Origin of the sequence: Bradyrhizobium centrosematis (assembly GCF_045571495.1) — a bacterium.
GTDB classification, from domain to species: Bacteria; Pseudomonadota; Alphaproteobacteria; order Rhizobiales; family Xanthobacteraceae; genus Bradyrhizobium; species Bradyrhizobium centrosematis.
Genome location: NZ_CP120703.1, coordinates 2011245 through 2035172 on the forward strand (window position 1 = coordinate 2011245; position 23928 = coordinate 2035172).

At 64.2% G+C, this 23928-nt stretch carries 32 protein-coding genes, 1 pseudogene and 1 riboswitch; of the genes and pseudogenes, 11 read left to right on the forward strand and 22 right to left on the reverse strand.

Annotated features, from left to right (window positions below; genetic code table 11):
- Window positions 1-12: 12 nt before the first annotated feature.
- Both ettA and P6U31_RS09615 read left to right on the forward strand, forming a co-directional pair.
- Window positions 13-1662 (forward strand): energy-dependent translational throttle protein EttA, encoded by a 1650-nt coding sequence (ettA, locus tag P6U31_RS09610; RefSeq protein WP_407187954.1) that lies wholly within the window; start codon window positions 13-15, stop codon window positions 1660-1662.
- A gap of 7 nt (window positions 1663-1669) precedes the next feature.
- A complete protein-coding gene (locus P6U31_RS09615) occupies window positions 1670-2896 on the forward strand; it encodes a lytic murein transglycosylase (RefSeq protein WP_407187955.1) in 1227 nt (408 codons plus the stop codon).
- Window positions 2897-2976: 80 nt separating this feature from the next.
- Here P6U31_RS09615 and P6U31_RS09620 read toward each other — a convergent pair whose 3' ends face one another.
- Window positions 2977-3258, reverse strand: a complete 282-nt coding sequence (locus P6U31_RS09620; RefSeq protein WP_128927381.1) for a hypothetical protein — start codon at window positions 3256-3258, stop codon at window positions 2977-2979.
- Window positions 3259-3497: 239 nt separating this feature from the next.
- The gene (locus tag P6U31_RS09625) at window positions 3498-3824 is read right to left on the reverse strand and encodes a hypothetical protein (protein WP_407189806.1); all 327 of its coding nucleotides are present in this window, start codon (window positions 3822-3824) and stop codon (window positions 3498-3500) included.
- 135 nt (window positions 3825-3959) lie between these two features.
- Here P6U31_RS09625 and P6U31_RS09630 point away from each other — a divergent pair, with 135 nt between their 5' ends.
- The 3 genes from P6U31_RS09630 to bfr all read left to right on the forward strand — a co-directional run bounded on the left by P6U31_RS09630 (window position 3960) and on the right by bfr (window position 5305).
- On the forward strand, window positions 3960-4250 hold the full coding sequence (locus tag P6U31_RS09630; RefSeq protein ID WP_407187956.1) for a hypothetical protein: 291 nt from the start codon (window positions 3960-3962) through the stop codon (window positions 4248-4250).
- 161 nt (window positions 4251-4411) lie between these two features.
- Window positions 4412-4684 (forward strand): bacterioferritin-associated ferredoxin, encoded by a 273-nt coding sequence (locus P6U31_RS09635; RefSeq protein ID WP_211416235.1) that lies wholly within the window; start codon window positions 4412-4414, stop codon window positions 4682-4684.
- A gap of 132 nt (window positions 4685-4816) precedes the next feature.
- On the forward strand, window positions 4817-5305 hold the full coding sequence (gene bfr, locus P6U31_RS09640) for a bacterioferritin (RefSeq protein ID WP_200453179.1): 489 nt from the start codon (window positions 4817-4819) through the stop codon (window positions 5303-5305).
- A 190-nt stretch (window positions 5306-5495) separates the two neighbouring features.
- On the opposite strand, the gene P6U31_RS09645 is transcribed toward bfr, so the two are convergent.
- The 3 genes from P6U31_RS09645 to P6U31_RS09655 all read right to left on the reverse strand — a co-directional run bounded on the left by P6U31_RS09645 (window position 5496) and on the right by P6U31_RS09655 (window position 7724).
- Window positions 5496-6098 (reverse strand): MSMEG_1061 family FMN-dependent PPOX-type flavoprotein, encoded by a 603-nt coding sequence (locus P6U31_RS09645; RefSeq protein WP_407187957.1) that lies wholly within the window; start codon window positions 6096-6098, stop codon window positions 5496-5498.
- 77 nt (window positions 6099-6175) lie between these two features.
- Complete coding sequence (locus P6U31_RS09650) at window positions 6176-6529, reverse strand: hypothetical protein (RefSeq protein ID WP_407187958.1); 354 nt, start codon at window positions 6527-6529, stop codon at window positions 6176-6178.
- Between the two features lie 139 nt (window positions 6530-6668).
- The gene (locus P6U31_RS09655) at window positions 6669-7724 is read right to left on the reverse strand and encodes an alpha/beta fold hydrolase (protein ID WP_407187959.1); all 1056 of its coding nucleotides are present in this window, start codon (window positions 7722-7724) and stop codon (window positions 6669-6671) included.
- 123 nt (window positions 7725-7847) lie between these two features.
- Here P6U31_RS09655 and P6U31_RS09660 point away from each other — a divergent pair, with 123 nt between their 5' ends.
- Together P6U31_RS09660 and P6U31_RS09665 are read left to right on the forward strand one after the other, a co-directional pair.
- A complete protein-coding gene (locus P6U31_RS09660; RefSeq protein ID WP_407187960.1) occupies window positions 7848-8114 on the forward strand; it encodes a DUF2277 domain-containing protein in 267 nt (88 codons plus the stop codon).
- A 97-nt stretch (window positions 8115-8211) separates the two neighbouring features.
- Window positions 8212-8430, forward strand: a complete 219-nt coding sequence (locus tag P6U31_RS09665) for a hypothetical protein (RefSeq protein ID WP_407187961.1) — start codon at window positions 8212-8214, stop codon at window positions 8428-8430.
- A gap of 23 nt (window positions 8431-8453) precedes the next feature.
- Here the strand turns inward: P6U31_RS09665 and P6U31_RS09670 are convergent, their stop codons facing one another.
- Window positions 8454-8963: a collagen-like protein gene (locus P6U31_RS09670; RefSeq protein WP_407187962.1), complete on the reverse strand. Its 510-nt coding sequence runs from the start codon at window positions 8961-8963 to the stop codon at window positions 8454-8456.
- A 155-nt stretch (window positions 8964-9118) separates the two neighbouring features.
- Between P6U31_RS09670 and P6U31_RS09675 the strand changes: the two genes are divergently transcribed.
- Complete coding sequence (locus tag P6U31_RS09675) at window positions 9119-9361, forward strand: hypothetical protein (protein WP_407187963.1); 243 nt, start codon at window positions 9119-9121, stop codon at window positions 9359-9361.
- On the opposite strand, the gene P6U31_RS09680 is transcribed toward P6U31_RS09675, so the two are convergent.
- Together P6U31_RS09680 and P6U31_RS09685 are read right to left on the reverse strand one after the other, a co-directional pair.
- Window positions 9358-9606, reverse strand: coding sequence for a helix-turn-helix domain-containing protein (locus P6U31_RS09680; RefSeq protein ID WP_407187964.1), 249 nt, complete (start codon window positions 9604-9606; stop codon window positions 9358-9360). The genes P6U31_RS09675 and P6U31_RS09680 overlap by 4 nt on opposite strands.
- A 201-nt stretch (window positions 9607-9807) precedes the next feature.
- Window positions 9808-10575 carry an SDR family NAD(P)-dependent oxidoreductase gene (locus P6U31_RS09685; protein WP_407187965.1) on the reverse strand — a complete coding sequence of 256 codons (768 nt, stop codon included), beginning with the start codon at window positions 10573-10575 and terminating at the stop codon, window positions 9808-9810.
- A 111-nt stretch (window positions 10576-10686) separates the two neighbouring features.
- Here P6U31_RS09685 and P6U31_RS09690 point away from each other — a divergent pair, with 111 nt between their 5' ends.
- On the forward strand, window positions 10687-11172 hold the full coding sequence (locus P6U31_RS09690) for a J domain-containing protein (protein ID WP_407187966.1): 486 nt from the start codon (window positions 10687-10689) through the stop codon (window positions 11170-11172).
- Window positions 11173-11386: 214 nt separating this feature from the next.
- Here the strand turns inward: P6U31_RS09690 and P6U31_RS09695 are convergent, their stop codons facing one another.
- Window positions 11387-11647, reverse strand: a complete 261-nt coding sequence (locus tag P6U31_RS09695; protein WP_407187967.1) for a hypothetical protein — start codon at window positions 11645-11647, stop codon at window positions 11387-11389.
- Window positions 11648-11794: 147 nt separating this feature from the next.
- Entirely contained in the window at window positions 11795-12178 is a 384-nt protein-coding gene (locus P6U31_RS09700; protein WP_407187968.1) for a RidA family protein, read from the reverse strand.
- A 451-nt stretch (window positions 12179-12629) separates the two neighbouring features.
- On the opposite strand from P6U31_RS09700, the gene P6U31_RS09705 reads away from it, so the two are divergent.
- Complete coding sequence (locus tag P6U31_RS09705) at window positions 12630-13064, forward strand: hypothetical protein (RefSeq protein ID WP_407187969.1); 435 nt, start codon at window positions 12630-12632, stop codon at window positions 13062-13064.
- A 60-nt stretch (window positions 13065-13124) separates the two neighbouring features.
- On the opposite strand, the gene P6U31_RS09710 is transcribed toward P6U31_RS09705, so the two are convergent.
- The 11 genes and pseudogenes from P6U31_RS09710 to P6U31_RS09760 form a co-directional block, all read right to left on the reverse strand.
- Window positions 13125-13775: a glutathione S-transferase family protein gene (locus P6U31_RS09710; RefSeq protein ID WP_407187970.1), complete on the reverse strand. Its 651-nt coding sequence runs from the start codon at window positions 13773-13775 to the stop codon at window positions 13125-13127.
- Between the two features lie 220 nt (window positions 13776-13995).
- On the reverse strand, window positions 13996-14532 hold the full coding sequence (locus P6U31_RS09715) for a mismatch-specific DNA-glycosylase (RefSeq protein WP_407187971.1): 537 nt from the start codon (window positions 14530-14532) through the stop codon (window positions 13996-13998).
- 75 nt (window positions 14533-14607) lie between these two features.
- Window positions 14608-14859, reverse strand: coding sequence for a hypothetical protein (locus P6U31_RS09720; protein WP_407187972.1), 252 nt, complete (start codon window positions 14857-14859; stop codon window positions 14608-14610).
- 35 nt (window positions 14860-14894) lie between these two features.
- Window positions 14895-15137: pseudogene (locus tag P6U31_RS09725) on the reverse strand (mismatch-specific DNA-glycosylase); the annotation flags it as partial.
- Between the two features lie 71 nt (window positions 15138-15208).
- Window positions 15209-16186, reverse strand: a complete 978-nt coding sequence (locus P6U31_RS09730; RefSeq protein WP_407187973.1) for a hypothetical protein — start codon at window positions 16184-16186, stop codon at window positions 15209-15211.
- A gap of 229 nt (window positions 16187-16415) precedes the next feature.
- Window positions 16416-18314: a phosphomethylpyrimidine synthase ThiC gene (gene thiC, locus P6U31_RS09735; protein ID WP_407187974.1), complete on the reverse strand. Its 1899-nt coding sequence runs from the start codon at window positions 18312-18314 to the stop codon at window positions 16416-16418.
- 275 nt (window positions 18315-18589) lie between these two features.
- Window positions 18590-19198, reverse strand: coding sequence for a thiamine phosphate synthase (locus tag P6U31_RS09740; RefSeq protein ID WP_407187975.1), 609 nt, complete (start codon window positions 19196-19198; stop codon window positions 18590-18592).
- Window positions 19185-19967, reverse strand: coding sequence for a thiazole synthase (locus P6U31_RS09745; protein ID WP_407187976.1), 783 nt, complete (start codon window positions 19965-19967; stop codon window positions 19185-19187). Before P6U31_RS09745 ends, P6U31_RS09740 begins: the two co-directional genes overlap by 14 nt.
- A gap of 154 nt (window positions 19968-20121) precedes the next feature.
- Window positions 20122-20319 carry a sulfur carrier protein ThiS gene (gene thiS / locus P6U31_RS09750; protein ID WP_407187977.1) on the reverse strand — a complete coding sequence of 66 codons (198 nt, stop codon included), beginning with the start codon at window positions 20317-20319 and terminating at the stop codon, window positions 20122-20124.
- Window positions 20310-21320 (reverse strand): FAD-dependent oxidoreductase, encoded by a 1011-nt coding sequence (locus P6U31_RS09755; protein ID WP_407187978.1) that lies wholly within the window; start codon window positions 21318-21320, stop codon window positions 20310-20312. Before P6U31_RS09755 ends, thiS begins: the two co-directional genes overlap by 10 nt.
- Window positions 21308-21448, reverse strand: a riboswitch (TPP riboswitch). It overlaps the preceding gene by 13 nt.
- A gap of 101 nt (window positions 21449-21549) precedes the next feature.
- Window positions 21550-22131: a transglycosylase SLT domain-containing protein gene (locus P6U31_RS09760; protein ID WP_407187979.1), complete on the reverse strand. Its 582-nt coding sequence runs from the start codon at window positions 22129-22131 to the stop codon at window positions 21550-21552.
- Between the two features lie 231 nt (window positions 22132-22362).
- Here P6U31_RS09760 and P6U31_RS09765 point away from each other — a divergent pair, with 231 nt between their 5' ends.
- Complete coding sequence (locus P6U31_RS09765) at window positions 22363-22578, forward strand: hypothetical protein (protein ID WP_407187980.1); 216 nt, start codon at window positions 22363-22365, stop codon at window positions 22576-22578.
- A 20-nt stretch (window positions 22579-22598) separates the two neighbouring features.
- Here the strand turns inward: P6U31_RS09765 and P6U31_RS09770 are convergent, their stop codons facing one another.
- Complete coding sequence (locus P6U31_RS09770) at window positions 22599-23927, reverse strand: ATP-binding protein (RefSeq protein ID WP_407187981.1); 1329 nt, start codon at window positions 23925-23927, stop codon at window positions 22599-22601.
- Window position 23928: the final 1 nt, after the last annotated feature.

Here is a 23928-nt window from a genome sequence, read left to right on the forward strand (position 1 = left end):
TTTTCGGGACCGATGGCGCGCCAGTTCATCTATTTCATGCAGGGCCTGACCAAGAGCTACCCGACCCGGAAGGTGCTCGATAACATCCATCTGTCGTTCTATCCGGACGCCAAGATCGGCGTGCTCGGCGTCAACGGCTCGGGCAAGTCGACGCTGCTCAAGATCATGGCCGGCCTCGACAAGGAATATACCGGCGAGGCCTGGGTCGCCGAGGGTGCCCGCGTCGGCTATCTCGAGCAGGAGCCGCAGCTCGATCCAAAGCTCTCGGTACGCGAGAACGTGATGCAGGGCGTGGCCAAGCAGAAGGCGATCCTCGACCGCTACAACGAGCTCGCGGTCAATTACTCGGACGAGACCGCCGACGAAATGACCAAGCTGCAGGACGAGATCGAGGCCCAGGGCCTCTGGGATCTCGACAGCAAGGTCGATCAGGCCATGGACGCGCTGCGCTGTCCGCCCGATGATGCCGACGTGACCAAGCTCTCCGGCGGTGAGCGCCGCCGCGTCGCGCTGTGCCGGCTGCTGCTGGACCAGCCCGAGCTGCTGCTGCTGGACGAGCCGACCAACCATCTCGACGCCGAATCCGTGTCGTGGCTGGAAGGGCACCTGCGCAACTATCCCGGCGCGATCCTGATCGTCACCCACGACCGCTACTTCCTCGACAACGTCACGGGCTGGATCCTCGAGCTCGATCGCGGCCGCGGTATCCCCTACGAGGGCAATTATTCGTCCTGGCTGGTGCAGAAGCAGAAGCGCCTGGAGCAGGAGGGGCGCGAGGATGCGGCGCACCAGAAGACGCTCGCCCGCGAGCAGGAATGGGTCGCGTCCTCGCCGAAGGCGCGCCAGGCCAAGTCGAAAGCGCGCTACCAGCGCTATGAGGAGCTGCTCAAGAAAGCGAGCGAGAAGCAGACTCAGACCGCCCAGATCATCATTCCCGTTGCCGAGCGGCTCGGCGCCAACGTCGTCGATTTCGACGGCCTCAGCAAAGGCTTTGGCGATCGCCTCTTGATCGAGAATCTCACCTTCAAGCTGCCGCCCGGCGGCATCGTCGGCGTGATCGGCCCCAACGGCGCCGGCAAGACGACGTTGTTCAGGATGATCACGGGCCAGGAGAAGCCGGACTCTGGCACGATCACGGTCGGCGAGACCGTGCATCTCGGCTATGTCGACCAGTCGCGCGACGCGCTCGACGGCAAGAAGACCGTGTGGGAGGAGATCTCCGGCGGCAACGAATTGATCCTGCTCGGCAAGAAGGAAGTCAATTCGCGCGGCTATTGCTCGGCGTTCAACTTCAAGGGCGCAGACCAGCAGAAGAAGGTCGGCGCGCTCTCGGGCGGCGAGCGCAATCGCGTGCATCTCGCCAAGATGCTGAAGTCGGGCGCCAACGTGCTGCTGCTCGACGAGCCGACCAACGATCTCGACGTCGACACGCTGCGCGCGCTCGAAGAGGCGCTGGAGGACTTTGCCGGCTGCGCCGTCATCATCAGCCACGATCGCTGGTTCCTCGACCGTATCGCGACCCACATCCTGGCCTTCGAAGGCGACAGCCACGTCGAATGGTTCGAAGGCAACTTCCAGGACTACGAGAAGGACAAGATGCGCCGGCTCGGCCAGGACAGCATCATTCCGCACCGGGTGAAGTACAAGAAGCTGACGCGGTGATGGCGGCATGATGCGGCGGGCGCTCATCGCTGCGGTGATCGTAGTCACCTGCGGCTGGTCGTCCGCCCGCGCCGCCGACGCGGCCTTCACGCAGTTCATCGCCTCGCTCTGGCCGGAAGCGCAGGCCGAAGGCGTCTCGCGCGCGACGTTCGACGAGCAGACGCGCGGGCTCGAGCCCGATTACAAGCTGCCCGACCTGATCCTGCCGGGACGGCCCGCGACCGGCGCGCCGTCGCAGGCCGAGTTCGTCCAGGTGCCGGCGGACTACGTCAAGGAAGCCTCGATCGCGCGGCTTGCGGGCGAAGGACAGCGGCTGCTGCAGAAATATCGCGCCTCGCTGAGCGAGATCGAAAAGAAGTCGGGCGTGCCTGCGACCGTGATGCTTGCGATCTGGGGCCGGGAGACCGATTACGGTCGCTACGCGCTGCCTTACGATCTCGTGCGCGTGCTGGCGACGCAGGCCTATGTCGGGCGCCGCAAGGATCAATACCGGACCGAGTTCATCCTCGCGCTGAAGATCCTCGGCGAGGGCGTGGTGACGCGCAAGGACATGCGTTCGTCCTGGGCGGGTGCCACCGGGCTCACGCAATTCCTCCCGTCCGAATATTACAAGCATGGCGTCGATTTCGACGGCGACGGTCGCATCGACATCTGGCATTCCGTGCCCGATGCGCTGGCCTCGGCCGCGCAACAGCTCGTCAACAAGGGCTGGCAGAGTGGCCTGCGCTGGGCTTACGAGGTCCAGGCACCGGCCAAGGTCGATTGTACCACCGGCGTGCCCGAGGTAACGAAGCCGATCGGCCAATGGCTGCGCGAAGGCTTTGTGCCGGTGCGTGGCCAGCGCCTGAGTGCCGCGGAGCAGGCGCAGCCGGCTTCGCTGCTCCAGCCCGAGGGCATCTATGGCCCGTCGTTCCTGACCACGAAGAACTACTTCGTCATCAAGGAATACAATTTCTCCGATCTCTACGTGCTGTTCGTCGGCCATCTCAGCGACCGCATGACCAGCTCGCTGCCGTTCGCAACGCCATGGTCGGCCTCCAAGCAGTTGCGCACCAAAGACGTCGAGGCCATGCAGCGCGGGCTCACGCGCATGGGACTCTACAAGGACAAGATCGACGGCAAGGCCGGCATGCAGACGCGCGCCGCGCTCGGCGCCTATCAGAAATCGGCCGGCCTCAAGGTTGATTGCTGGCCGAGCGAAGAGGTGCTGCGCTCGATCCAGGCGACGCGATAGCGCAGGAGCAACGAAAAAGCCCGGCCGATTGTCTCGGGCCGGGCTTCGATCACGGCGCTTGCGAGCGCGATGCGATCAGATCAGTAGCAGACGCGAACCGGGCGGCTGACCCAGCCGTAGCCGTCCCAATAGCGCTCACGGCGCCAATAGCAGGGCGCGGGCGGCGGGGGCTCGGCGACGTAGACGGGGCCGCCATAGGCGGGACGGCTCGACGCGATGGCGCCGCCGACGATGGCGCCGCCGATCAGGCCGGCCGCGATGCCGGCGCCGACGCCATCATGGGCCTTCGCGGACGGAGTGGCGGTCACCAGCGAACCGGCGACCGTCGCAACCGTGAGGGCAGCAACTAAAGTCTTCTTCATGCTCAGGGCTCTCCTGGGAGATGGGTTCCTCTGATTAGAGGCGCCCGGGTTTCAAAGGTTCACGCACACTCTGATGGAATTGGCCGTTGGGCTAGCAAGCTCGCAAATGGTCAATCCAGGGTAAACGCGCACGGAGCTGTGACGAGAAAAAGCGGTGTTTTTCAGGCCCCGAGATGAACAGCGCATCCGTAGTGAACCGGTCTGGCTCAAGCCGTCGCAGCTAGCCGGTTCGCGGCGCCTCAACCGCAAACTCGGACGCGGCGGACGCGCCAGGCATAGCCATCCCAGAAGCGCTGCCTCTGCCAGACGCAGCCGCCGCCGTAATAGCCGTCAGCGACATAGCCGGGAGCGGGCGCGTAGTAGCGGGGCGGATAATAGCCGGGCTCGTAATAATAGCCCGGGCCAGGTCCGTAATAATACGGAGAGGCCAGCGCGCCGCCAACGATGGCTCCGCCGATGATCCCTGCTGCCACCCCTGCCGCGACGCCGCGCTGCGCATGGGCCGGCGTTCCGGCCGCGACGGCCAGGGCGGCGACGGCGGTGACCGCCAAGAGCAACTTCTTCATCGGCTTGACCTTTCGTACCAACACGCGGGAACTCTTTGGGGATAGAGTTCCACACTTCGCTTGAATGATCAATGAACGGCACCTTGGCCGGGGGCGACCAATTCATATGGACCGCGGCTCTGCCAGGGAGGTGAAATGGGCAACGCGATGATCAGTGCATTGATCGCTGCCGGGATCGTTTCTGCGATCGGCTATGGCTGGTTCGCCCACCTCCAGAACCGCGGCCGACGCGCACGCGCCAGGGCCGTTGGCGACGGCGGAAACGGCGGCGACGTCTACACCGGCTCAAATGACGTTTTCTTACTGGGGAGCTGGTTTTCCGGCGACAGTTCCGGGAACCCGACTGACGGCGGCAGCTGTTCCAGCAGCGATAGCGGCGGCGGCGGTGGCGGAGATTGTGGGGGTGGTGGAGGCGGCGGCGATTAGACCCGCTCTCATCTTGATCCAGCGCAACGCTGGGTTTCGAAGCCGTCCTAGGCTGTACAGGGGCCAGTTTGGAATAGCTTCAAATACCGGTTTTTCCTTTTGCATCCGGCGGGCCCCTTAAATATCGATGATGGCGCATCACCGAAGGGCCTGCCGCTTCCATGATCGTTTGTTCCTGTAATGTGCTGAGCGATGACGATATCCGCGCCGCCGTCGCCGAGTCCGACGACGCCGTGCGCCATGCCAAGCAAGTCTATGGGTGCCTCGGCTGTAGCGCCGAATGCGGCCGCTGCGCGCGGACGATCAAGACCATCATCGACGAAGCCCTCGGCCCCTGCGCCCAGTCCTGCTGTGCCGGCTGCCCGCACAGCCACACCGTCGCCGCCAATGACGAGACGGCCGAGCCCGCCCAGTTTGCGCTCGCAGCCTGCTGAAATCTTCCGCTGAATCGCCTGAGCTTTTCCCTGGCTGCGTCTCCGCAGCCAGTTGCCCCCATTCGTAAACTGACTTAGAAAGATTCTAAATTCGGTTGAGGCCGATTTGGACTGCAAGAGCTGGAGTGAATCATGCAGGGCGACGCAAAAGTCATCGATTATCTGAACAAGGCACTGCGTCACGAGCTGACTGCGATCAACCAATACTGGCTGCACTACCGCTTCCTCGACAATTGGGGTCTCCTCGACATGGCCAAGGTCTGGCGCAAGGAGTCCATCGAGGAGATGGAGCATGCCGACAAGCTCACCGCACGCATCCTGTTCCTCGACGGTTTTCCGAACATGCAGGTGCTCGATCCCCTGCGCATCGGCCAGAACGTCAAGGAAATCATCGAATGCGACCTCGCTGCCGAGATGAGCGCGCGGGCGCTCTATCAGGAAGCGGCCACCTACTGCCACGGCGTCAAGGACTACGTCACGCGTGACCTGTTCGAGAAGCTGATGAGCGACGAGGAGCACCACATCGACTTCCTCGAAACCCAGCTCGACCTGATCGGCCGCATCGGCCTCGAGCTCTACACCCAGAAACATGTCGGCGGGCTCGAGGGCGAGGGCCACTAAGCTCCGGCGTTAGCCACACATCCGTTGTCGTCCCTGCCTAGTGCGCAATTGCGCACGGCAGGGACCCATACCCCGGAATCTATCCATGGGCACGACGTGGCTAGGAGCGTGCGACAAACTTCTTCCAGTGGTTGTGGATCCCGGATCTGCGCTGCGCTTGTCCGGGACGACACTGTGATTGCGGAACGACCTACAATTGCGTCTTGTAGAGCGCTTCCACGCTCTCCTGGCTGGCCGGCTCGCCGATGCCGGTCTGGTCGTGGATGACCGTGACGATGCTCGGCATCACCGAGCGCTGCACCTTCTCCGACGACCACAGCTTCGATCGCATCAGCGCCTTGCCGCAGTGAAAATAGACTTCGCTGACGGCGACGTTCAGCACCGCGCGCGGCGGCTTGCCGAATTCCACCATGGATGCGAGCAGATCCGGATCCGCCGACAGCGTGCCGCGTCCGCCGACGCGCAGCGTCTCGTCGATGCCGGGGACGAAGAACAGCAGATGTACGAAGCCGGAGCCTTCGACGACGTTGCGGAAACTGTCGATCCGGTTGTTGCCGGAGCGGTCGGGCATCAATAGCTGGTTGGGACCGGCGACACGGACGAAGCCGATGCCGCCGCCGCGCGGCGAAGCGTCGACGCTGCCGTCCGCGCCCGATGTCGCGAGGACGCAGAACGGCGACATCTCGATGAACTTCCTCGCATGCGCATCGATTGCGGGACGCGCTTTCGCGATCACGCGCGGGCTCGGCTTGGCATAGATGGTGGCGAGGTCTTCGGCGCAAAGATCGGTCAACGGCGTGCCTCCACATCGTATTTGCGGCAACCTATCCGATCGGGCCGCCGCCAGCCAATGGAATCGGTAAAGACGCGCTAGACGGCGTCCGCCGGCACGAAGCAGCTGATGATGATGGCGCCGCGGTGATGGACGTACCACACAACGGCCTGGCCGACCGGATTGCCGCGATCACGGATGATGGCGCGCTCGGGCACCTCCATCCATTGCCCTTCGATCGGCACCCAATAGGCGCCCGCGCGCACGTCGTAGTCGGTGCGATGGCCATCGGAGATATCGCAGCAGGGTACGCCGTTCGGCGCGATCACGCTCTTGAACCAGGCGCGGATATCGGGCGGCACGTGATCATATTGCCCGTTGTCGAACGCGAATGCGGCGCTCGTCAGCATCGTCATCGCGAACAGCCAAACGCATAGTGCGAGCCTGCGCATGCGATCCTCCATCGCATTTTCGATTCGTATCGTTGATGCGATTAAGCCCGAGCTGTCAGCGCATTGCATGCTCAAATAATATGCGACGCGAGAGGCGCCGCATATGATGCATTGCAAAATCAGCGGCGTGCCGATTCAATCATTGACTGGGCATGCTCTCCAGCAACTGCCGCACTTGCTCGCTGTAGAACTTCGCGTTGCCCGTGGTGCCGTGGCCGCGCGTCTCGGTGCTCGCGGGGATCAAATACAGCCTGCCGTTCTTGACCCGCTTCATCGCGGCGTCCGTGATGCCGGTCTCGGGCGGGTTGCGCTCGTCGTCGGCAGAATTGATCAGCAGCAAGGGCGCCTCGATTGCCTCCAGCCTGTCGCCGGCATTGTAGTCGTGCGAGGACTCCCATTGATAGACGAAGTCGTTGGCATCCGCCGTGATCGGCGTCGCCAGCCGGTCGTCGACGATCTTGTCGGCCTTGGCGGCGGTCGGCGCCTGCGATTGATAGGCCAGCGTTCCGCCGATGCTGGCGATGCCGTAGGCCGTGACGGCGTATTTCATCATGCGCGGCTGGCTGGTGTAGTTGCCGCCGTTGTAGTCTGGGTCGTTGCGGATGGTGTCGAGCATGATCCGCCGCATCATCCAGTTGCGAGAGGCCATCTCGGTCGGCTGTGAGGCCATCGGGATCAGCAGGTCCATCGCCTTCGGATATTTCTCGCCCCACAGCCAGGTATGCATGCCGCCCATCGAGTTGCCGATGACGAGGCGCAGATGCTTGACACCGAGGCCTTCCGTCACCAGGCGATACTGCGCCTCGACCATGTCGTCGTAATTGTATTTCGGGAAGCTTGTCTTCATTCCGTCGGACGGCTTCGACGATTTGCCATGACCGATTCCGTCGGGAAGGATGATGTAATATTTGGAGGCATCGAGCGGCTGCCCCGCGCCGAACAGTTCGCCGGCAAAGGACGGCACCAGCATGCTGGCGCCCGAGCCGCCCGTTCCATGCAGCACAAGCACCGGTTGGCCTGAGGGCTCGCCGAGTGTGGTGTAATGCAATTTCAATTCCGGCATGGTTTCGCCGGTATGGAACTTGAAGTCTTTGGCGATCCAGTCGCCTTGCTTGGGGGTGGGGTAGTCGGCAGCCATCGCCGATACCGAAAACGACAGCAGAACGGCCGACAGCGCCGTGCAAAGCAGCTTCATGTTTGCCTCCCCATGCGGCTCGTCGTCAGCGGCCGCGTTGGGGCGGAACTTAGCAGAAGTAAGGGGAAGGTTGTAGGATTTCGCCTCGGCCGATCGTCTTTATGGAAACTCGGGAGAGATTGCATGTGCCGTAACATCAAGACGCTGTTCAACTTCGAGCCGCCGGCGACAGAGGATGAGATTCACGCCAGCGCTCTCCAGTTCGTGCGCAAGCTGTCCGGCTTCAACAAGCCGTCGCAGGCCAATGAGGCCGCCTTCGATCGCGCGGTCGCGGAAGTCTCGGACGCTGCCCGAAAACTCCTGACCTCGCTGCACACCCATGCGCCGGCCCGCGATCGCAAAGTCGAGGCGGAAAGGGCCAGGGAGCGCTCGCGCCTGCGCTTCGGTTAAGCGGGCTCCGGCAGCTCGTTCCGTGATTTGGCTCACGGTATCAGGCGGCTCACCTTGCAATGATGTCTGTCGGGGGTTTCACGCCCGGAGCACGATCATGAACCACCTTCTTCCTCTGAAAGCAGGCGCCGCCGTCTTCACGCTGCTATGGACTGCGTGGATGATGGGGTGGAGCGGCTCGTTCTCGAGCGCGAACGTGATCATCCTGGCCCTGTGCGGCGCGGTGGTCGGCTATCTCTGGTATCGCGCCATGCGCTGGCAGTTCGAGCGGATGGGCATGCTGCCGCGGAAGGATGATGTTTCCGGCTCGTCTTGATGGGGCGTCCCGGACAGGGCGCGTCAGCGCTTCTTCTTTTTCTTCTTTTTCCTGTGCTCGTCGCCTTCGCCGGCGTCGCTGTCGTCGTCGACATCGGCCTGATCGGGCTCCTGCACGGCGGCCTCCAGCGCTTCGCGCTCGGCGGCTTCGCGCTCGCGTTGGCGGCGACGCTCGTCCCAGGCGTCGAACAGCTGCTCGAGCCACGGCAGCACCTGCTCGATCGAGGGCAACTGGCCGGCGGGTCCCGGCTCGCCGCGCGGGCCTTGTGGCCCCGCGGGCCCCTGCGGTCCGGCAGGACCCTGCGCGCCGGCTGGCCCGCGTGGGCCGGCCTCGCCCTGTTTGCCTTGCGGACCGGGCTTGCCTTGAGGTCCCGCCTTTCCGATCGGCCCTGGCTTGCCCTGCGGGCCCGGCTTGCCGCGCGCGCCATCGGGGCCGCGGCGGCCCGGGTGCCCCTGCGGTCCCGGTCTCCCGGGCTCACCCTGCCGTCCGCGCGGTCCTTGAGGTCCCTGCCGTCGTCCCTGATCGTCTGCCACGCCGCCGCTCCCTTGACCCGAAGCAAGCTACTTAGCGGCGTTTGACGACAGCAGCAATTCCGCCCGCCCATCGTGCCAGGCTTGATCAACATCAATCCGCGGTGCGAGGCGCCGTGTCATCGATCGCACGCGGCACCCCTTGCGAGGAGCGACCGATGCGCGCAGCGTGGAAAGTCTTCTGCCTGTTCACCGCCGTCCTGCTGGCAGCAATCGGCCTTGCTCACCTGCTGGTGCCGCACATCGTGCCGGTCGCATTCGCCGAGGAGCCACAACCGTCATGGGCTGTCATGACGGCCTTCTTCCTCCGTGCGATCGAATTGATCGCCGGCTCGGTCGCGATGATCGCGCTTGCAGTCATCGCCGGCGGACTGATCCGGCGGCGCGTGCTGGCGCGCTAATCCTGATAGGCGGGCACGTCGATGCCGGAGGCGGCGTAGAGCTTGATCTTGTTGCGCAGCGTGCGCACGGACAGGCCAAGCACGCGCGAGGCGCGGGTGCGGTTGCCGTCGCAGCGCGCGAGCGTCTGGAGCACGAGCTCGCGCTCGACCTCGTCCACAGTGGCACCGATCAGAAGCGGAACGATCTGGTGAGGGGCAAGAAATTGTGCGCCCGGCTCGGACGCGGCGACATGAACAGTGGTCATCAACACACTCCCCGATCAACGCCCGCTTCCATCGTTGGAAGCGGATCGAGAACAAACGACCCCCAAGCCGTAGATCTACGGTGGGCGGGTTTGGTTAATGAAGGGTTAATTGCGGGACGCCGCACCAGATGACCTCAGGAATGCCGCGAAGCCGCCGCGTTTGGCGCGAGATGCATCGTGATGCGGGACTATCTCGCGCCCTCACACCGTCCGATAGCCGCCGTCCACCATCACGATCGTTCCGGTGACATAGGCCGATAGATCCGAGGCGAGGAAGATCGCGGGCCCGACGATGTCCTCGGGCTTGCCAGTGCGCGCCAGCGGCGTGTGGTCGATGAAGGCCTGCACCAGCGCCGGATTGGTCGCGCGTACATTGGCGTTGATGTTGGTCTCGATGAAGCCCGGCCCGATCGCATTGACGCGCACACCTTCCTTGCCGAGCTCGACCGCGAGCGCCTTGGTGAAACCGAGCACGCCGTGCTTCGACGTCGTATAGGCCGCCGAACTCGGTGTGCGCAGATGCACGAAGGACTGGATCGAGCCGATATTGACGATGCGGCCCTTGCTCGCGCGCAACGGAGCGAGGAAGGCCTGCGTCATGTTGAAGACGCCGTTGAGGTTGAGCGAGATGATGTCGTTCCAATCCTTCGCCACCGTCTCGGTCTCCGCGGTGAAGGCGTTGCGGCGGGTGATGCCGGCATTGTTGACGAGGATCGAGACCTGTCCGACCTTGTCTTCGACCTGCTTTGCGAGCGTGAAGCAATCCTCGCGCCGGGTTACGTCGAGCGCAAAGCTCTCGGCCTTGCCGCCAGCTGCCCGGATTTCGCGGGCGGCCTCCGCGACGGTCTCGGCGTTGACGTCGAGCAGCACGACCTGGGCCCCTTCCCGTGCATAGCCGGCGGCGATCGCGCGGCCGATGCCCGAACCAGCCCCGGTGACGACGGCGATGTGGTTTGCAAGCAATGCCATGACATTTTCCTCCCGATTTCTTTTCGAAGTTTCACGAAACGCTAACTCGAAATTAAGGGGTCGGAAACGGCAGCCTTGGCATACTGATCTTGATTGCTAAACGTTACGCGCATGATGGAACGGCTCGACTCCTGGAAACCAGCCCTTGAACGCCTGCGGTCGGCGCAATCGACCGACTGGGCCGAGGCAGGCCGGCTCGTGGCCGAGATCGCGCGGATGAGCACGGATGTCACGCTGCGCCAGGCCGCCGAGCAGGCTTTGCCCGTACTGCGCCAGGCGGTCGACAATGACGATCGCGGTGTCACGCTGGCGGCGCAGCGCCGTCTCGGCGTGGTGCTCGACGTGATCCACGATCTGACCGCGCCGCGCTTCGGTCGCCGCAACGCCATGCCGAAACAGCTGTCCAGCGAGGATCGCGCCCGCAAGATGCTCGGCCTGCCGCTTGCGGTGCAGCTCACCTGCGAGGACATCAACCAGGCCTATCGCCGCGCGGCCAAGGGCATGCATCCCGACCAGGGCGGCAGCGCGCAAGCCTTCATCGACCTCGCCGCCGCGCGCGACGTCCTGATCCATCCCGGCGCGCACAAGGACGCGTGAGAGCTTCTGGCTCCTGAAAAGCAATCGGGCAAGGATGCGAGATCCTTGCCCGGTTGTTCGTCCGCCGATCGAAATCCTACCAGCTGCAGTGACCGTTCTTCATCGCGAGTGCGGGCAATGCCGGATATCGGCCGGAAAAGGCGGGGTCCGAAAAAAGAGAAAGGCGGACCGCTCGCGCGATCCGCCCGCAAAATCCGCGTCTGTCGCGAAAAGCCTACAGCGTGCAGCGGCGCTCGGCGCGCATCTTGATCTGCAGGTCGGACGCCTGCTGGAAGGTCGGGAGCGGCTTGCTGACCACCTTGTAGGTCGACACCCCGATCTGGAGCGGCTTGACCTGCAGGTCCTCGTTCCAGACCTGGCAGATGCCGGTGTTGTCCCAGCGGATCACGTAGTAGCCGGCCTTGGCCGAGGCCGGCACGGCGAAGACGGAGGTGGCGATGCCGGCAACGGCACAAAGCGCGAGAACGCGGCGCATGTCATATCTCCTGATGGGACGAAGGAACGGAAAAATTCGTGCTGGAAAAGCAGGTTCTTGGCAAGCCGGAGAGCCGCTTTTCACGGACATGTCAGCTGTTCCCGACGCATTTGGTTTGGCCGCGTGCCCGACAAGCCACAGGCGGGCTTACCTCGCCAGCGACGCCACCGCCTCTATCTCGATCAGCATCTTCGGATCGGGCAGGGCCTGCACCACGCAGGTGGTGCGCGCCGGGTAGGGCGGCGGGCCGAAGGCGCCGGCATAGAGCGCGTTCATGGCGGCAACGTCCGAGGCGCGGGTCAGCAGCACGTTGATCTTGGCGAGGTCACCGATGCCGGCGCCGGCCTCGCCCAGCACGCGCTTGATGTTGACGACAACATTGGCGAACTGCGCCTCGAAGCCGTCGGGCAGCGCGCCATCGGCATCGAAGCCGGGAATGCCGGAGACGAACAGGAGATCACCGACGCGGGTCGCGAAGGACAGCGGCGGCGCCTTGACGTGCGGCGGGGGCGCGAAGTGCTGGATCGGCATGGGATCACCTCGAAGGCGGTGGCTGACGCAGAAGCGTAGCGGCCGGCGCGGCCCGCTCAAAACAAAAAATGCGAAAACAACCCCATGCACCGTAGGCATCAGGCGGAAATCGTTGGGCTTTCCTGAAGTTCGGGAAGGGCGAAATGAGGGTTTGCGCCGTCGGGCAAATCAGGGGCAGAATGGCATGATGGAAGTTGGTCGGTCCTGCTGCCCAAACCCCGCTGTCATGCCCGGCTTGCCCGGGGCATCCAGTACACCGTGGCTTCGCGGCTCAATCACAAACGTCTCGGCGTACTGGATCAACCCGGTTGAACCGGGCGATGACAGTTGAGTGCGTGGCCGCAGACCGCGTCCCTCGTGCGCCCCATCATGTTGCCGCCCCGATCGATCAGGTAGATTCGCAGCGCCTGATTCGATTCCACCTTTGAAAAATAGCCCTTCGGAGATCCCCATGAAGCTCGCATCCACCTTCCGCGCCGCGATGGTCGCCATCGCCGCTCTGGCCGGACTCTCGACCGCGGCGCAGGCCGACAGCGGCTTCGTGACGCTGACGATCTACAAGGCGGGCTGGATCATCGGCGGCTCCGGCGGAAGCGGCGTGCTCAACTTCCGCGGCCGCACTTACGGGCTCTCCACCGGCGGCCTCGACTATGGCCTCGTGTTCGGCGGCTCCAAGACCGTGCTGCGCGGCCGCGTCAGCAACATCAACCGTCCCTCCGACGTCGCCGGGGTCTATGGCGCCGCAGGTGCGGGCCTCGCCGTCGGCGCCGGCGCCCGCGCCATCGTGCTGACCAACCAGAAGGGCGCGGTGCTGGAGCTGACGGGCACGCAGGTAGGCCTGATGGCGAACGCGGATCTCTCGGGGCTTGCGATTACGATGCGGTAGGGCGCCTCAACCCCAGCGCCTCACTTGGTAGGTCCCGGATCTCGCTTGCGCTCATCCGGGCTAAGGACGCGACGCCGCGTTGAACACCGCAAGCTGCGCCTCGAAGGCGCGCCGGAACGCCGGCCGCGCCTCGCCGCGGGCGACATAGGCCGCGATATCAGGATATTCGGCGAGCAGGCCCGAGCTGTTCAGCCGCCGCAGCACCGTCACCATCATGAGATCGCCGGCGCTGAACGGGCCATCGAGCCAGTCGGCTTTGCCGAGGCGGCGGGACAATTCGCCGAGCTTGGTCCGGACGCGATCCCTGAGCATGGGCAGCCGCTCCGCGTACCAGCTCTTGTCGCGCTCGAACAGCATCGCCATGGTGAGCTCGACGATCGGCGGCTCCATTGTGCTCAGCGCGGCGAACATCCAGGCTATCGCGCGGCTCCTGGCGTTGGCATCGCTCGGCAGCAAACCATCATTACGATCGGCGATGTGGAGCACGGTCGCCCCGGACTCGAACAGCGAGAGATCGCCATCCTCATAGGTCGGGATCTGCCCGAACGGGTGCAGCGCAAGATGCGCCGGCTCTTTCATCGCCGCGAACGAGACGAGGCGAACGTCGTAAGGTAGCCCGACCTCCTCCAGAGCCCAGCGCACGCGCATGTCGCGCGCGTGGCCCTTGCCGCGGTCGGGCGAGGTTTCGAAGGCGGTGATGGTGGGAGGCATCTGGGGCTCCATATGGGGCGCGCTTGATCCGGAGGACGATTGACGGAGCCGGATTCCGACATCCCGTCTCGTCTTGTAGGGTGGGTTAGCCGCCCAAATAGGCAGTCCATCACCACGGAGCGGCGCAAGGCGTAACCCACCACTTGTGCGTCCGTGGCGACCAGAAGCGGTGGGTTACGACGTGCGACTACGCTTCGCGCATCCGCACGTCTAACCCACCCTACGCAGCGATCCACGCCGCAAGCTCGCGCCAGGGCTCCAGCGTCCAACTGCCCGACGCAGCCCCGGAGGGTGACGGCAGCACGAATGTCTCCGGCCAGCTTTCATCGCGCGGCTGCCGCCCCAGCGCAATCGCCGCTGACGGCCTGCCGTAAAACAAGCTCGCCGCCTTCTTGCTCGTGAAGGCAATCGTCCGCGGCCGGACCTCGTCCATCTTCGCCCTGAAGCCCGGCACGTCGATCGTCTCCGCCGCGATCTGGTGATCCATCCCGGCGCCGGTCTTGCAGAGATCGGTGAAGCCGATGCCGAGCGCGATCAGCGAAGCGAACTCGCTCGGCTGATAGCGCCGCGGCGTGATCCCGGCCTCATGGATCGCGCGCCAGAAGCGGTTGCCGGGATGGGCGTAATAGTGCCCGAGTGCGGCCGAACGCGTCGAGGCGGCGGTGCCGACGAAGACGAGACGGAGGCCCGCGCGGAGCTGGTCGGGGAGGCGGTGCGTTTCGAGCAAGTCAATCGTCCGTCGCGTCGTAGCCCGCATGGAGCGAAGCGCAATGCGGGAGCTAGTTCGGCGGAGAAGGTCCCGGATTGCGCTTCGCTCCATCCGGGCTACGAATCATCCGATCCTGCGCGCCACCGGTCGCGGCAGCTCCTCCGCTGACCCCCAGCTCGCGACCCAGTCCTTCACCTCGTTGAGCGGCACCGCGGCGTCGCTCTTGCGGAAATGATCCAGCCGCCGGCGATCCTCGCCAATATCGGGGCCGGCGATTTCGACCACGGAATCGAGCAGCGTCACGGCCTCCGCGAGCATGGCGGCGACGTCCTGCCCGCGTTCGTCGGTGTCCAGCGTGCGGCGAATGATGTTCATGCCATCAAGATAGGGGCAGGGGAGGATTTTGTCGAGGCGCCCGACTTGCAGAGATCGGTGAAGCCGATCCCGAGCTCGATCAGCGATGCGAACTCGCTTGGCTGATAGCGCCGCGGCGTGATCCCGGCCTCATGAATCGCGCGCCAGAAGCGGTTGCCGGGATGGGCGTAATAGTGCCCGAGCTCGGCCGAACGCATCGAGGCGGCGGGGCCGACGAAGACGAGGCGGAGGTTGGGACGGAGGAGGTCGGGGAGGCGGTGGGAGAACGCGTCACTCATCTATCTGCGACTGAAAGGCGAAACGATAACTCTCCAGACTTCGCCGCGATTGTTCGAATAATGCTAGCTTGCTACGATCCCGTCTTAGTGATTTTTCCGAGTAGATCGGGGTAACGCATCGCCAGCTTCTCAAATAGGACTTCAGTGTTCTCGTAGGCGATATCGGACATTACTCTCTCCCCCTTTTTTACGAGAAAGTTTCGCTCTGTGGCGGACAGCGATTGTAGAACCTTCGCGAGATCTGTCGGTGAACCGAACGAAATGGCAGTCTTCAAGGAAAGGCATTTCGACTCTAAGTTTGTAATTTCGTTTCGTAGATATCGAATCATGCTGCGGTCTTCGCGATAGAGCTTTAGGAAAAAGAAGGCGACCGACTCAACTAGGATAACAAGCCCGAACCTCGCCAGAAATCGGTAGAGGTCGGTAATTTTCCAAGAACCACTGCTCTCCAGCTCAAAGTTCAGAGAGACTAAGGTTTGCCACATGATGCCGATTCCAATGACTGCGCAGGCGAGCCCGATAAGTAAGTTGACGTTAGCGTTCTTCCTCCAGGAGGACATCTCCACTTGGTAAGTTGAAACCATCTGATGGACATCTTCGATTATTGCTGCTCTCTCGGTATCCTTAAATCGGGACTCTGCTGTCGTTCTGAATATTTCGCTTTCAATGAACGATGATAGTGCCGCTTGGGCCTCTGTTGTTAGTTTTGCCAGCAACTGCCCCTTGAAGGCGTCATCAATATTGACTTGTGTCGCTGAGTTGGATCCCTGTGATGGCGCGTGGGCCAAATAATTCCTTATTTCTCTAAGAAGCGCTGGGTCGATTGACGGGGCCGATTGACGAGACGAAGCGATAACCTCCGGGGTCTCAGAAAATATTCCGAGATACCTTGAAAGGAGGAGAAGTACTGAGAGTCCCCCGACAGCCACTGCAATGCTAGTTGGTGTGAGGAAACGCTCAAAGTATCTCTCAGGTAACACAATGAGCCCCATCGAGAGATACAGCCCGAACAAGGCCCCCATTGTAGCGGGATCGGACATCAGTTTCATGAATCGCTGGCGATAACGGCGCCGAACTTCATACTCGATGTCATCTGACATTTCTGTTTGCCTCAAAAAAATCGAGCTAAGCGATTGCTTCTGATACGTTCAGCAAGATAAAATATCGACTTATGGTAGCACTGGCAAAAATGGGCTTACAATGAAAAAAGCCGGGCGCTGCCCGGCTTTTCTCCTCCAGAAGTGGATTTGCAGTTTCTAGTCGCTGGCGGTCGAACCCTTACAACACCCGATTACTCTCCTTCACCTTCTCCGCATCCAGATAGACGCTCGACCCCATCTCCTTGAACTTCGCGCTCATCCTGGCCATGCCGTCTTCGGCAGTGCCGCTCATCGACATGCCCACCGAGTTCGGATCGTTCAGCGTTGCCGCGTAGTCGCGCACGTCCTGCGTGATCTTCATCGAGCAGAACTTTGGGCCGCACATCGAGCAGAAATGGGCGACCTTGTGGGCTTCCTTCGGCAGGGTCTCGTCGTGGAAGTTTTTGGCGGTGTCCGGATCGAGGCCGAGGTTGAACTGGTCGGTCCAGCGGAATTCGAACCGGGCGCGGGAGAGGGCGTCGTCGCGCAGTTGCGCGGCGGGGTGGCCCTTGGCGAGGTCGGCGGCGTGGGCGGCGATCTTGTAGGTGATGACGCCGGTCTTGACGTCGTTGCGATCGGGCAGGCCGAGATGCTCCTTCGGCGTGACGTAGCAGAGCATGGCGCAGCCGAACCAGCCGATCATGGCCGCGCCGATGCCCGACGTGATGTGGTCATAGCCCGGGGCGATGTCGGTGGTCAGCGGTCCCAACGTGTAGAACGGCGCCTCGCCGCATTCCTTGAGCTGCTTGTCCATGTTGATCTTGATCTTGTGCATCGGCACGTGGCCGGGGCCCTCGATCATGACCTGGCAGCCCTTGTCCCACGCGATTTTTGTCAGCTCGCCGAGGGTCTCCAGCTCCGCGAACTGCGCGCGGTCGTTGGCGTCGGCGATCGAGCCCGGGCGCAGGCCGTCGCCGAGCGAGAAAGAGACGTCGTACTTGCGCATGAGGTCGCAGATCTCGTCGAAATGCGTATAGAGGAAGCTTTCCTTGTGATGCGCCAGGCACCACTTCGCCATGATCGAGCCGCCGCGGGAGACGATGCCGGTGACGCGGTTGGCGGTGAGGTGGATGTATTGCAGGCGCACGCCGGCGTGGATGGTGAAGTAGTCGACGCCCTGCTCGCACTGCTCGATCAGCGTGTCCTTGTAGAGCTCCCAGGTGAGCTTGACGGGATCGCCGTTGCACTTCTCCAGCGCCTGGTAGATCGGCACGGTGCCGATCGGCACCGGCGAGTTGCGCAAAATCCACTCACGGGTGGTGTGGATGTTGCGCCCCGTCGAGAGGTCCATCACGGTGTCGGCGCCCCAGCGGATCGCCCACACCATCTTCTCGACCTCTTCCTCGACCGACGAGGTCACTGCCGAGTTGCCGATATTGGCGTTGATCTTGGTCAGGAAGTTGCGGCCGATGATCATCGGCTCGAGCTCGGAGTGATTGATGTTGGAGGGGATGATGGCGCGGCCGCGCGCGATCTCGTCGCGCACGAATTCCGGGGTGATGAAGGCGGGCACCGCGGCGCCGAAGCTCTCGCCGTCGGCAAGGGCGGCTTCGGCGCGCTCGAGCTGCTGCTTGCGACCAAGATTTTCGCGGGCGGCGACGTAGATCATCTCCTTGGTGATGATGCCGGCGCGGGCGAATTCGAGCTGCGTGATCTTGTGGCCGTCGAGGCCGCGCAGCGGCTTGTGATAGGCCGAGAAGGCGCGCGCAGCCTTGTCGGTGGAGACGCTGCCATTGTCCTCCGGCTTGATCTGCCGGCCCTCATATTCCTCGACGCCGCCGCGCTCCAGCACCCATTGCTTGCGGTTGCGGGCGAGGCCGGCATTGACGTCGATGGTGACGGACGGATCGGTGTAGGGGCCCGAGGTGTCATAGATCGGCAGATTCGGCTCACCCGCGCCTTCGGACAGGATGATCTCGCGCAAGGGCACGCGCAGATCGGGCGCAGCGTCAGGGGTCGCGAAGATCTTGCGCGAGGAGGGAAGCGGACCGGTGGTGACGGCGGGAACGGTCTTATCGGGGTTGGAGCGGATGTTCATGGGGATCCTCCTTTATTGGGCGTCGTTCCGGACGGACCGCATTGCGGTCCGATCCGGAACCTCGAGGTTGTTGAGCGAGATTCCGGGTTCACGCTTCGCGTGCCCCGGAATGACGCCGGGTGGAAAAGTTTCCGTCATTGCGAGCCATCGGGTTCGCGCGAAGCGCGGCCCGATGACAGGCTCCGCGAAGCGATCCAGAAATGCGTCTGCGGAGACGGTCTGGATTGCTTGGTCGCAAGGGCTCCTCGCAATGACGAGGGGAGAGAGTGGGGGCATCACGCTGCCTCCTTTGACACGCCGAGCCATTGCCGCACGCGGGCGTCGGGATCGGCGTTTTGCGTCACGTCGGATACCACCGCGATGGAATCCGCGCCCGCGGCAAAGATCTCCGCGGCGTGCTCGAACTTGATGCCACCGATGGCGACCAGCGGGATGGCGCCGATGCGCTGCTTCCATTCCGTGATCTTCGGAACGCCCTGCGGCTCGAAGCGCATCGATTTCAGCGTGGTGAAGAAGATCGGGCCGAGGGCGACGTAGTCGGGCTTGGCGTCGAGCGCGGTTGCAAGCTCGGCGTCGTCATGGGTGGAGATGCCGAGCAGGAGGCCGGCCTCGCGGATCGCCTTGAGGTCGGCCTCGGCCAGATCCTCCTGGCCGAGATGCAGGTATTTCGCGCCCGCGACGATCGCGGCGCGCCAATAGTCGTTCACGACCAGCTTGGTTTGCGTGTCCTTGGTGATCGCCAGTGCGTCGCTGACGATCTGCAGCGCGTCGGCGTCGTTGAGCTCCTTGGCGCGCAGCTGAATGGTGCCGACGCCGAGCTTGGTCAGGCGCTCGACCCATTGGAGGCTGTCGACGACGGGATAAAAGCGATCAGGATACGGCATGCCAGAACGGGGTCCCAACGACAGGGGTGGAGGGGGAGGCGAAGTCGCGGGCGTTCATCAGACCGGCTTCATAGGCGGTGCGGCCGGCCTCACAGCCGAGGCGGAAAGCCTTGGCCATCGCGACGGGGTCGGCGGCTTTTGCGATCGCGGTGTTGAGCAGCACGGCGTCGAATCCGAGCTCGAGCGCCTGCGCCGCGTGGCTGGGGGCGCCGAGGCCGGCGTCGACCACCAGCGTGATATCGGGCAGCCGCTCGCGCAGCAGCTTCAGCGCATCGCGATTGGTGATGCCCCGGGCCGAGCCGATCGGAGCGGCCCACGGCATCACTACCTTGCACCCCGCTTCGACCAGGCGGCTCGCGACCGAGAGGTCCTCGGTGCAATAGGGGAACACTTCGAAGCCATCCTTGATCAGGATGGCGGCGGCTTCGACCAGGCCGACGACGTCGGGCTGCAGCGTGTCGTTGTCGGCGATGACCTCGAGCTTGATCCAGCTCGTGCCGAACAATTCCCGCGCGAGCTTGGCGGTGGTGACCGCCTCGCGCACGGTGCGGCAGCCGGCGGTGTTCGGCAGCACGGTGACGTCGAGCTCGCGGATCAGCTTCCAGAATGCATCCCCGGTCTTGCCGCCAGCGGATTCGCGCCGCAGCGACACCGTGACGATGTCGGAGCCAGAGGCGCGGATCGCGTCCTGCATGATCGCCGGCGAAGGATAGAGTGCGCTGCCGATCAAAAGGCGCGAGGCGAAGGATTTGCCGTAGAAGGTCACCATGTGGAGATTCCCGTCATTCCGGACGGGCCGCGGTACGCGGTCCGATCCGGAATCTCGAAGTTGTGGCGCGAAAGTCCGGGTTCACGCTTCGCGTGCCCCGGAATGACGAGCCAAAAAGAGCCGTCGTCGCGAAGAGAGCGCGCCGTCATCTCCATCACCCTCCCTGCCGCGGCGTGATGATCTCGATCTCGTCGCCGGCCTTCAGGCTCGTCTCGGCCCAGCGGCTTTTCGGCACGACGTCGTAGTTAAGAGCGATCGCGAAATGGGTGCCTTCGTAGTCGAGCTCGGTGAGCAGCGCGTCGACGCTGGCCGCGTTCACCTCGCGCTGCTCGCCGTTCACGATCAGACGCATTGCATCACCCCGTTGTCGATCTGGCCGCGTTCGACATAGGCGAGCGTCAGCTCGGCGAGCGCGGGGGCGATCAGGAAGCCGTGGCGGTAGAGACCGTTGACGGTGATCCTGCGGCCGCGAATGCCGATGCGCGGCAGATTGTCGGGAAAAGCGGGACGAAGCCCCGACCCGAATTCGACGATGCGGGCTTCGCCGAAGGCCGGGTGCACCGTGTAGGCAGCGCCCAGGAGCTCCAGCGCCGAGCGGACGCTGACGCCAGTGTCCTCGGCTTCGATCGAGGTCGCGCCCAGCATGAACAGATTGTTCTCGCGCGGGATCACGTAAAGCGGCCAGCGCGGATGCATCAGCCGCACCGGGCGCGCCAGCTGCACCTCGTCCGTTTCGATCAGGATCATCTCGCCCTTGACGCCGCGAAGCTCGGGCTGCTCGTCGCGGGCGCTGATGCCGCGGCAGTCGATCACGATGCCGTCGAGATCGTTTGCGGTGACGTCGCTGCAGAACTTGATGGTGCCGCCGGCGGCGCGGATGCGCTCGTGCAACTGCGGCAGCACGCGGCGCGGCTCGACGTGGCCCTCGGCCGGGAAGAACAGCGCATCGCGGAAGCGGCCCTCCAGCGACGGCTCGAGCGCGGCAAGGCTAGCTGCGTCGAGCCGGCGGTGGTCCTCAGTCATGCGGGCAAAGCGCTCGAAATCGTTGCGCTCGCGCGGATGGGCGACGACGAGCGAGCCGTTGAACGGCGTGTCGGGCAGCTCACGCCGCCAGATGTCGAGGGACCGCAGCCCGAGCCGGCTGATGATGGGTTCGGCGACCTCCGCCTCGCAATAGGGCGCGAGCATGCCGCCGGCCCAATGGCTGGTGGCGTCCGTCATCGCCTCGTCACCGCGCTCGTGCAAGGTCACGGCGTGACCGGCCTGTGCGAATAGGAGGGCCTGCCAGGCGCCCGCAATGCCTGCGCCGATGATGGATACCGGTGAATCCGGTCGCTTGGTCGTGTGCAACATCCCTGTCCCTTCGCCGGCATGACCCGGATCAGGTTCAAAGGGTCACCGCGGTCCTGGCAAGCCGGTCAATCGGCATTGCCCATTTAGCGGTATCTCAGCTCCTCCTCGGAGCACCCCTCGGAACGTCTCCAATGTATGCCAGTGGGGCGGGATGGTCAACGCGTCTGCCACAGGGCAGTCATTCCGGGGCGATGCGAAGCATCGAGCCCGGAATCTCGAGATTCCGGGTTCAGTCCTGCGGACTGCCCCGGAATGACAGCGATAAGTGCGGAACCTGCGCCCGTGCATTGCGGACGCGCTGGGCCATTTTCCTGTGCGTTGGGGCGCCGAACATCGGCTGCGGATTGCCGTTCGGCTCCAGCCAGGGTTGACCCATATTGGTCTCGCCCATGCTGGCGAGCTGCACGGCCTCCTGCCGCTGGCGCTTTGCGGCGTAGTAATAGCCGCCCGCGAAATAACGCACGGCTTTCGCGTGGTCGCCATTGGCGGCGCGATAGGCACCGGCGAGGTATTTCACGGCATAGGTGAGGTTGGTGTTGGGATCGCGTAATCCCGCGGCATCACCGGTGTAGCCGACCCCGCGGGCGGTCGCGAGCTTGATCTGCATCAGCCCGATGGTTCCGCCACGGCCGACGAGGTGCGGCTGGTAACGGCTTTCGCGCATGATCACGCGGTGCACCAGCGCTTCCGGCACGCCATTGGCGCGGGCATGAGCGGCAACCATCTCGGCATATTCGGCTTCGCCGGCCATGGCGGCCTGGGGCAATGTCAATCCGGCCGCGAGCAACGCGGCAATGCGTAAAATCTTCATCAGATATCCCGTCAGTAGCCTGCGCCCAGCCGCCTTAAGCAGGCTGAACACGGCGATGATGTGGCCAAACGCCGCCGTCAACGTTTTTGCGGTGCCGTGCCGCCGTTAAGACTCAAAGCTGGCGTAATCGGGCTGTCGAGGCGGATGACCTCCGCTCGCGACAGCACGCCTGTCTATTCGCGCGGGCGCGCGAAAGCGAGTATGCAAGCGCTGCAAATCGGGAGAGGTGCCATGACAAAAGCCAGCCTGGTCACTGCACACACCGGCGACATTCCCAGAGATAACCCGTGCGCCCAATGCGGCACGCCGATCCCGCAGCCCGACTGGATCGAGCCGGGCGAGGGGCGCGTCTCCTATCTCTGGACCTGCCACGCCTGCAACTACCGCTTCGAGGCGGTGGCCATCTTCGACGAGCACGCGATCGAGCATCCGCCGCTCGCGGCCTGAAGCGCCGAGCCAAAAGAAACCTAGGCCGCCAGCCGCGGCTGCTGCCAGAGCGGCAATTGCATCCGCACGATCAGGCCATGCGGGGCGCGATCGTGCAGCGACAGCTCGCCGCCATGGGCGAGTGCGATGGCGCGCGCGATCGACAGGCCGAGCCCAAAGCCGGTGGACTCGTCCATGGTGCGCGCATCGTCGCCGCGCACGAACGGCTCCAGCATCTCCTGCTTGCGCGCGTCCGAGATGCCGGGGCCGTCGTCCTCGACGTCGATGATGAGCTTGTCGCGGGAGACGTCGAGGCGGATCGTCACCTCGGCGCCGAAGCGCACCGCATTCTCGACTAGGTTGGTGACGCCGCGATGCAGATCGTCTGGCCGCGCGGCGGCGGTCGCGGAGGGCGGCCCGTCGTAATGCACGACGTGGCCCATGTCGCCGAACTGGTCGGCTACGAGCTGCAGCGTGCTCGCGATGTCGACCAGCGTCACCGCCTCGACCTTGCGGTCGTTGCGCAAGAGCGATAGCACCGATTCCAGCATCGCGCGCATCTGGTCGAGATCCATCAGCATGCGCTTGCGGTTGCCTTCGTCCTCGACGAACTCGGCGCGCAGGCGCAGCCGTGTGATCGGCGTGCGCAGATCGTGGCTGATCGCGGCCAGCATCCGCGTGCGATCCGACATCAGCCGCGCGATCCGCTCCTGCATGCGGTTGAGCGCGCGCGCCACTGAGCGGATCTCTTCCGGACCGCGCTCCGGCAGGGGCGCCGACCCGCCGTCCAGGCTGAAATTCGCAGCGGCCTTGGCGAAGGACGACAGCGGCGCCGCCAGCGCGTAGGCGGCCCAGAGACCGAGCGTGGTGACGCAGATGAGCACGAACAGCAGCGTTATCATCCACGGCCCGCCCCAGAACCGCGGCGGGTGCGGCGGCGGCTCGACGCGCCCGACGACCGCGCTGCCGTCGGGCAGCTCGACGGCGATCCGGTTCAAGCCCTCCTGCGGCGGCAGCGCGAAGACCTTGTACTGACGGCCGAGATGCCGGCGCACATTGTGCAGCTGCCGGCTCTCGCTGTCTTCGCCGGCGGCAACGGCGCCGGGCGCGAGCAGCTCGATGCCGGCCTTCGGAAACGCGCGGGCGATGTCGACGAGAATTCGCGGCCGCTCGCTGGTCTCCGCGCCATTGAGCAGCAGGGCTGCGTCCGCGAGCTGATGCGCGTTGTCGGTCGGCGCATCGGCGCGATCCGGCCGGCCCACCAGGAAGCTCACCGTGAGGATCAGATGCAGCGCGACGATCGAGGCCACCACCAGTGCGGCGATCTGCCCGCCGATGCTTTTGAGGTGGAAGAAGCGGAACGGCGTCATG

Excerpts from the sequence above, each read along its gene's own strand:
- ettA (WP_407187954.1), top strand. The coding sequence starts at position 13 with ATGGCGCGCCAGTTCATCTATTTCATGCAGGGCCTGACCAAGAGCTAC.
- P6U31_RS09615 (WP_407187955.1), top strand. The coding sequence starts at position 1,670 with ATGATGCGGCGGGCGCTCATCGCTGCGGTGATCGTAGTCACCTGCGGC.
- P6U31_RS09620 (WP_128927381.1), bottom strand. The coding sequence starts at position 3,258 with ATGAAGAAGACTTTAGTTGCTGCCCTCACGGTTGCGACGGTCGCCGGT.
- P6U31_RS09625 (WP_407189806.1), bottom strand. The coding sequence starts at position 3,824 with ATGAAGAAGTTGCTCTTGGCGGTCACCGCCGTCGCCGCCCTGGCCGTC.
- P6U31_RS09630 (WP_407187956.1), top strand. The coding sequence starts at position 3,960 with ATGGGCAACGCGATGATCAGTGCATTGATCGCTGCCGGGATCGTTTCT.
- P6U31_RS09635 (WP_211416235.1), top strand. The coding sequence starts at position 4,412 with ATGATCGTTTGTTCCTGTAATGTGCTGAGCGATGACGATATCCGCGCC.
- bfr (WP_200453179.1), top strand. The coding sequence starts at position 4,817 with ATGCAGGGCGACGCAAAAGTCATCGATTATCTGAACAAGGCACTGCGT.
- P6U31_RS09650 (WP_407187958.1), bottom strand. The coding sequence starts at position 6,529 with ATGCGCAGGCTCGCACTATGCGTTTGGCTGTTCGCGATGACGATGCTG.
- P6U31_RS09655 (WP_407187959.1), bottom strand. The coding sequence starts at position 7,724 with ATGAAGCTGCTTTGCACGGCGCTGTCGGCCGTTCTGCTGTCGTTTTCG.
- P6U31_RS09660 (WP_407187960.1), top strand. The coding sequence starts at position 7,848 with ATGTGCCGTAACATCAAGACGCTGTTCAACTTCGAGCCGCCGGCGACA.
- P6U31_RS09665 (WP_407187961.1), top strand. The coding sequence starts at position 8,212 with ATGAACCACCTTCTTCCTCTGAAAGCAGGCGCCGCCGTCTTCACGCTG.
- P6U31_RS09675 (WP_407187963.1), top strand. The coding sequence starts at position 9,119 with ATGCGCGCAGCGTGGAAAGTCTTCTGCCTGTTCACCGCCGTCCTGCTG.
- P6U31_RS09680 (WP_407187964.1), bottom strand. The coding sequence starts at position 9,606 with ATGACCACTGTTCATGTCGCCGCGTCCGAGCCGGGCGCACAATTTCTT.
- P6U31_RS09685 (WP_407187965.1), bottom strand. The coding sequence starts at position 10,575 with ATGGCATTGCTTGCAAACCACATCGCCGTCGTCACCGGGGCTGGTTCG.
- P6U31_RS09690 (WP_407187966.1), top strand. The coding sequence starts at position 10,687 with ATGATGGAACGGCTCGACTCCTGGAAACCAGCCCTTGAACGCCTGCGG.
- P6U31_RS09695 (WP_407187967.1), bottom strand. The coding sequence starts at position 11,647 with ATGCGCCGCGTTCTCGCGCTTTGTGCCGTTGCCGGCATCGCCACCTCC.
- P6U31_RS09700 (WP_407187968.1), bottom strand. The coding sequence starts at position 12,178 with ATGCCGATCCAGCACTTCGCGCCCCCGCCGCACGTCAAGGCGCCGCCG.
- P6U31_RS09705 (WP_407187969.1), top strand. The coding sequence starts at position 12,630 with ATGAAGCTCGCATCCACCTTCCGCGCCGCGATGGTCGCCATCGCCGCT.
- P6U31_RS09710 (WP_407187970.1), bottom strand. The coding sequence starts at position 13,775 with ATGCCTCCCACCATCACCGCCTTCGAAACCTCGCCCGACCGCGGCAAG.
- P6U31_RS09715 (WP_407187971.1), bottom strand. The coding sequence starts at position 14,532 with ATGCGGGCTACGACGCGACGGACGATTGACTTGCTCGAAACGCACCGC.
- P6U31_RS09720 (WP_407187972.1), bottom strand. The coding sequence starts at position 14,859 with ATGAACATCATTCGCCGCACGCTGGACACCGACGAACGCGGGCAGGAC.
- P6U31_RS09730 (WP_407187973.1), bottom strand. The coding sequence starts at position 16,186 with ATGAAACTGATGTCCGATCCCGCTACAATGGGGGCCTTGTTCGGGCTG.
- thiC (WP_407187974.1), bottom strand. The coding sequence starts at position 18,314 with ATGAACATCCGCTCCAACCCCGATAAGACCGTTCCCGCCGTCACCACC.
- P6U31_RS09740 (WP_407187975.1), bottom strand. The coding sequence starts at position 19,198 with ATGCCGTATCCTGATCGCTTTTATCCCGTCGTCGACAGCCTCCAATGG.
- P6U31_RS09745 (WP_407187976.1), bottom strand. The coding sequence starts at position 19,967 with ATGGTGACCTTCTACGGCAAATCCTTCGCCTCGCGCCTTTTGATCGGC.
- thiS (WP_407187977.1), bottom strand. The coding sequence starts at position 20,319 with ATGCGTCTGATCGTGAACGGCGAGCAGCGCGAGGTGAACGCGGCCAGC.
- P6U31_RS09755 (WP_407187978.1), bottom strand. The coding sequence starts at position 21,320 with ATGTTGCACACGACCAAGCGACCGGATTCACCGGTATCCATCATCGGC.
- P6U31_RS09760 (WP_407187979.1), bottom strand. The coding sequence starts at position 22,131 with ATGAAGATTTTACGCATTGCCGCGTTGCTCGCGGCCGGATTGACATTG.
- P6U31_RS09765 (WP_407187980.1), top strand. The coding sequence starts at position 22,363 with ATGACAAAAGCCAGCCTGGTCACTGCACACACCGGCGACATTCCCAGA.
- P6U31_RS09770 (WP_407187981.1), bottom strand. The coding sequence starts at position 23,927 with ATGACGCCGTTCCGCTTCTTCCACCTCAAAAGCATCGGCGGGCAGATC.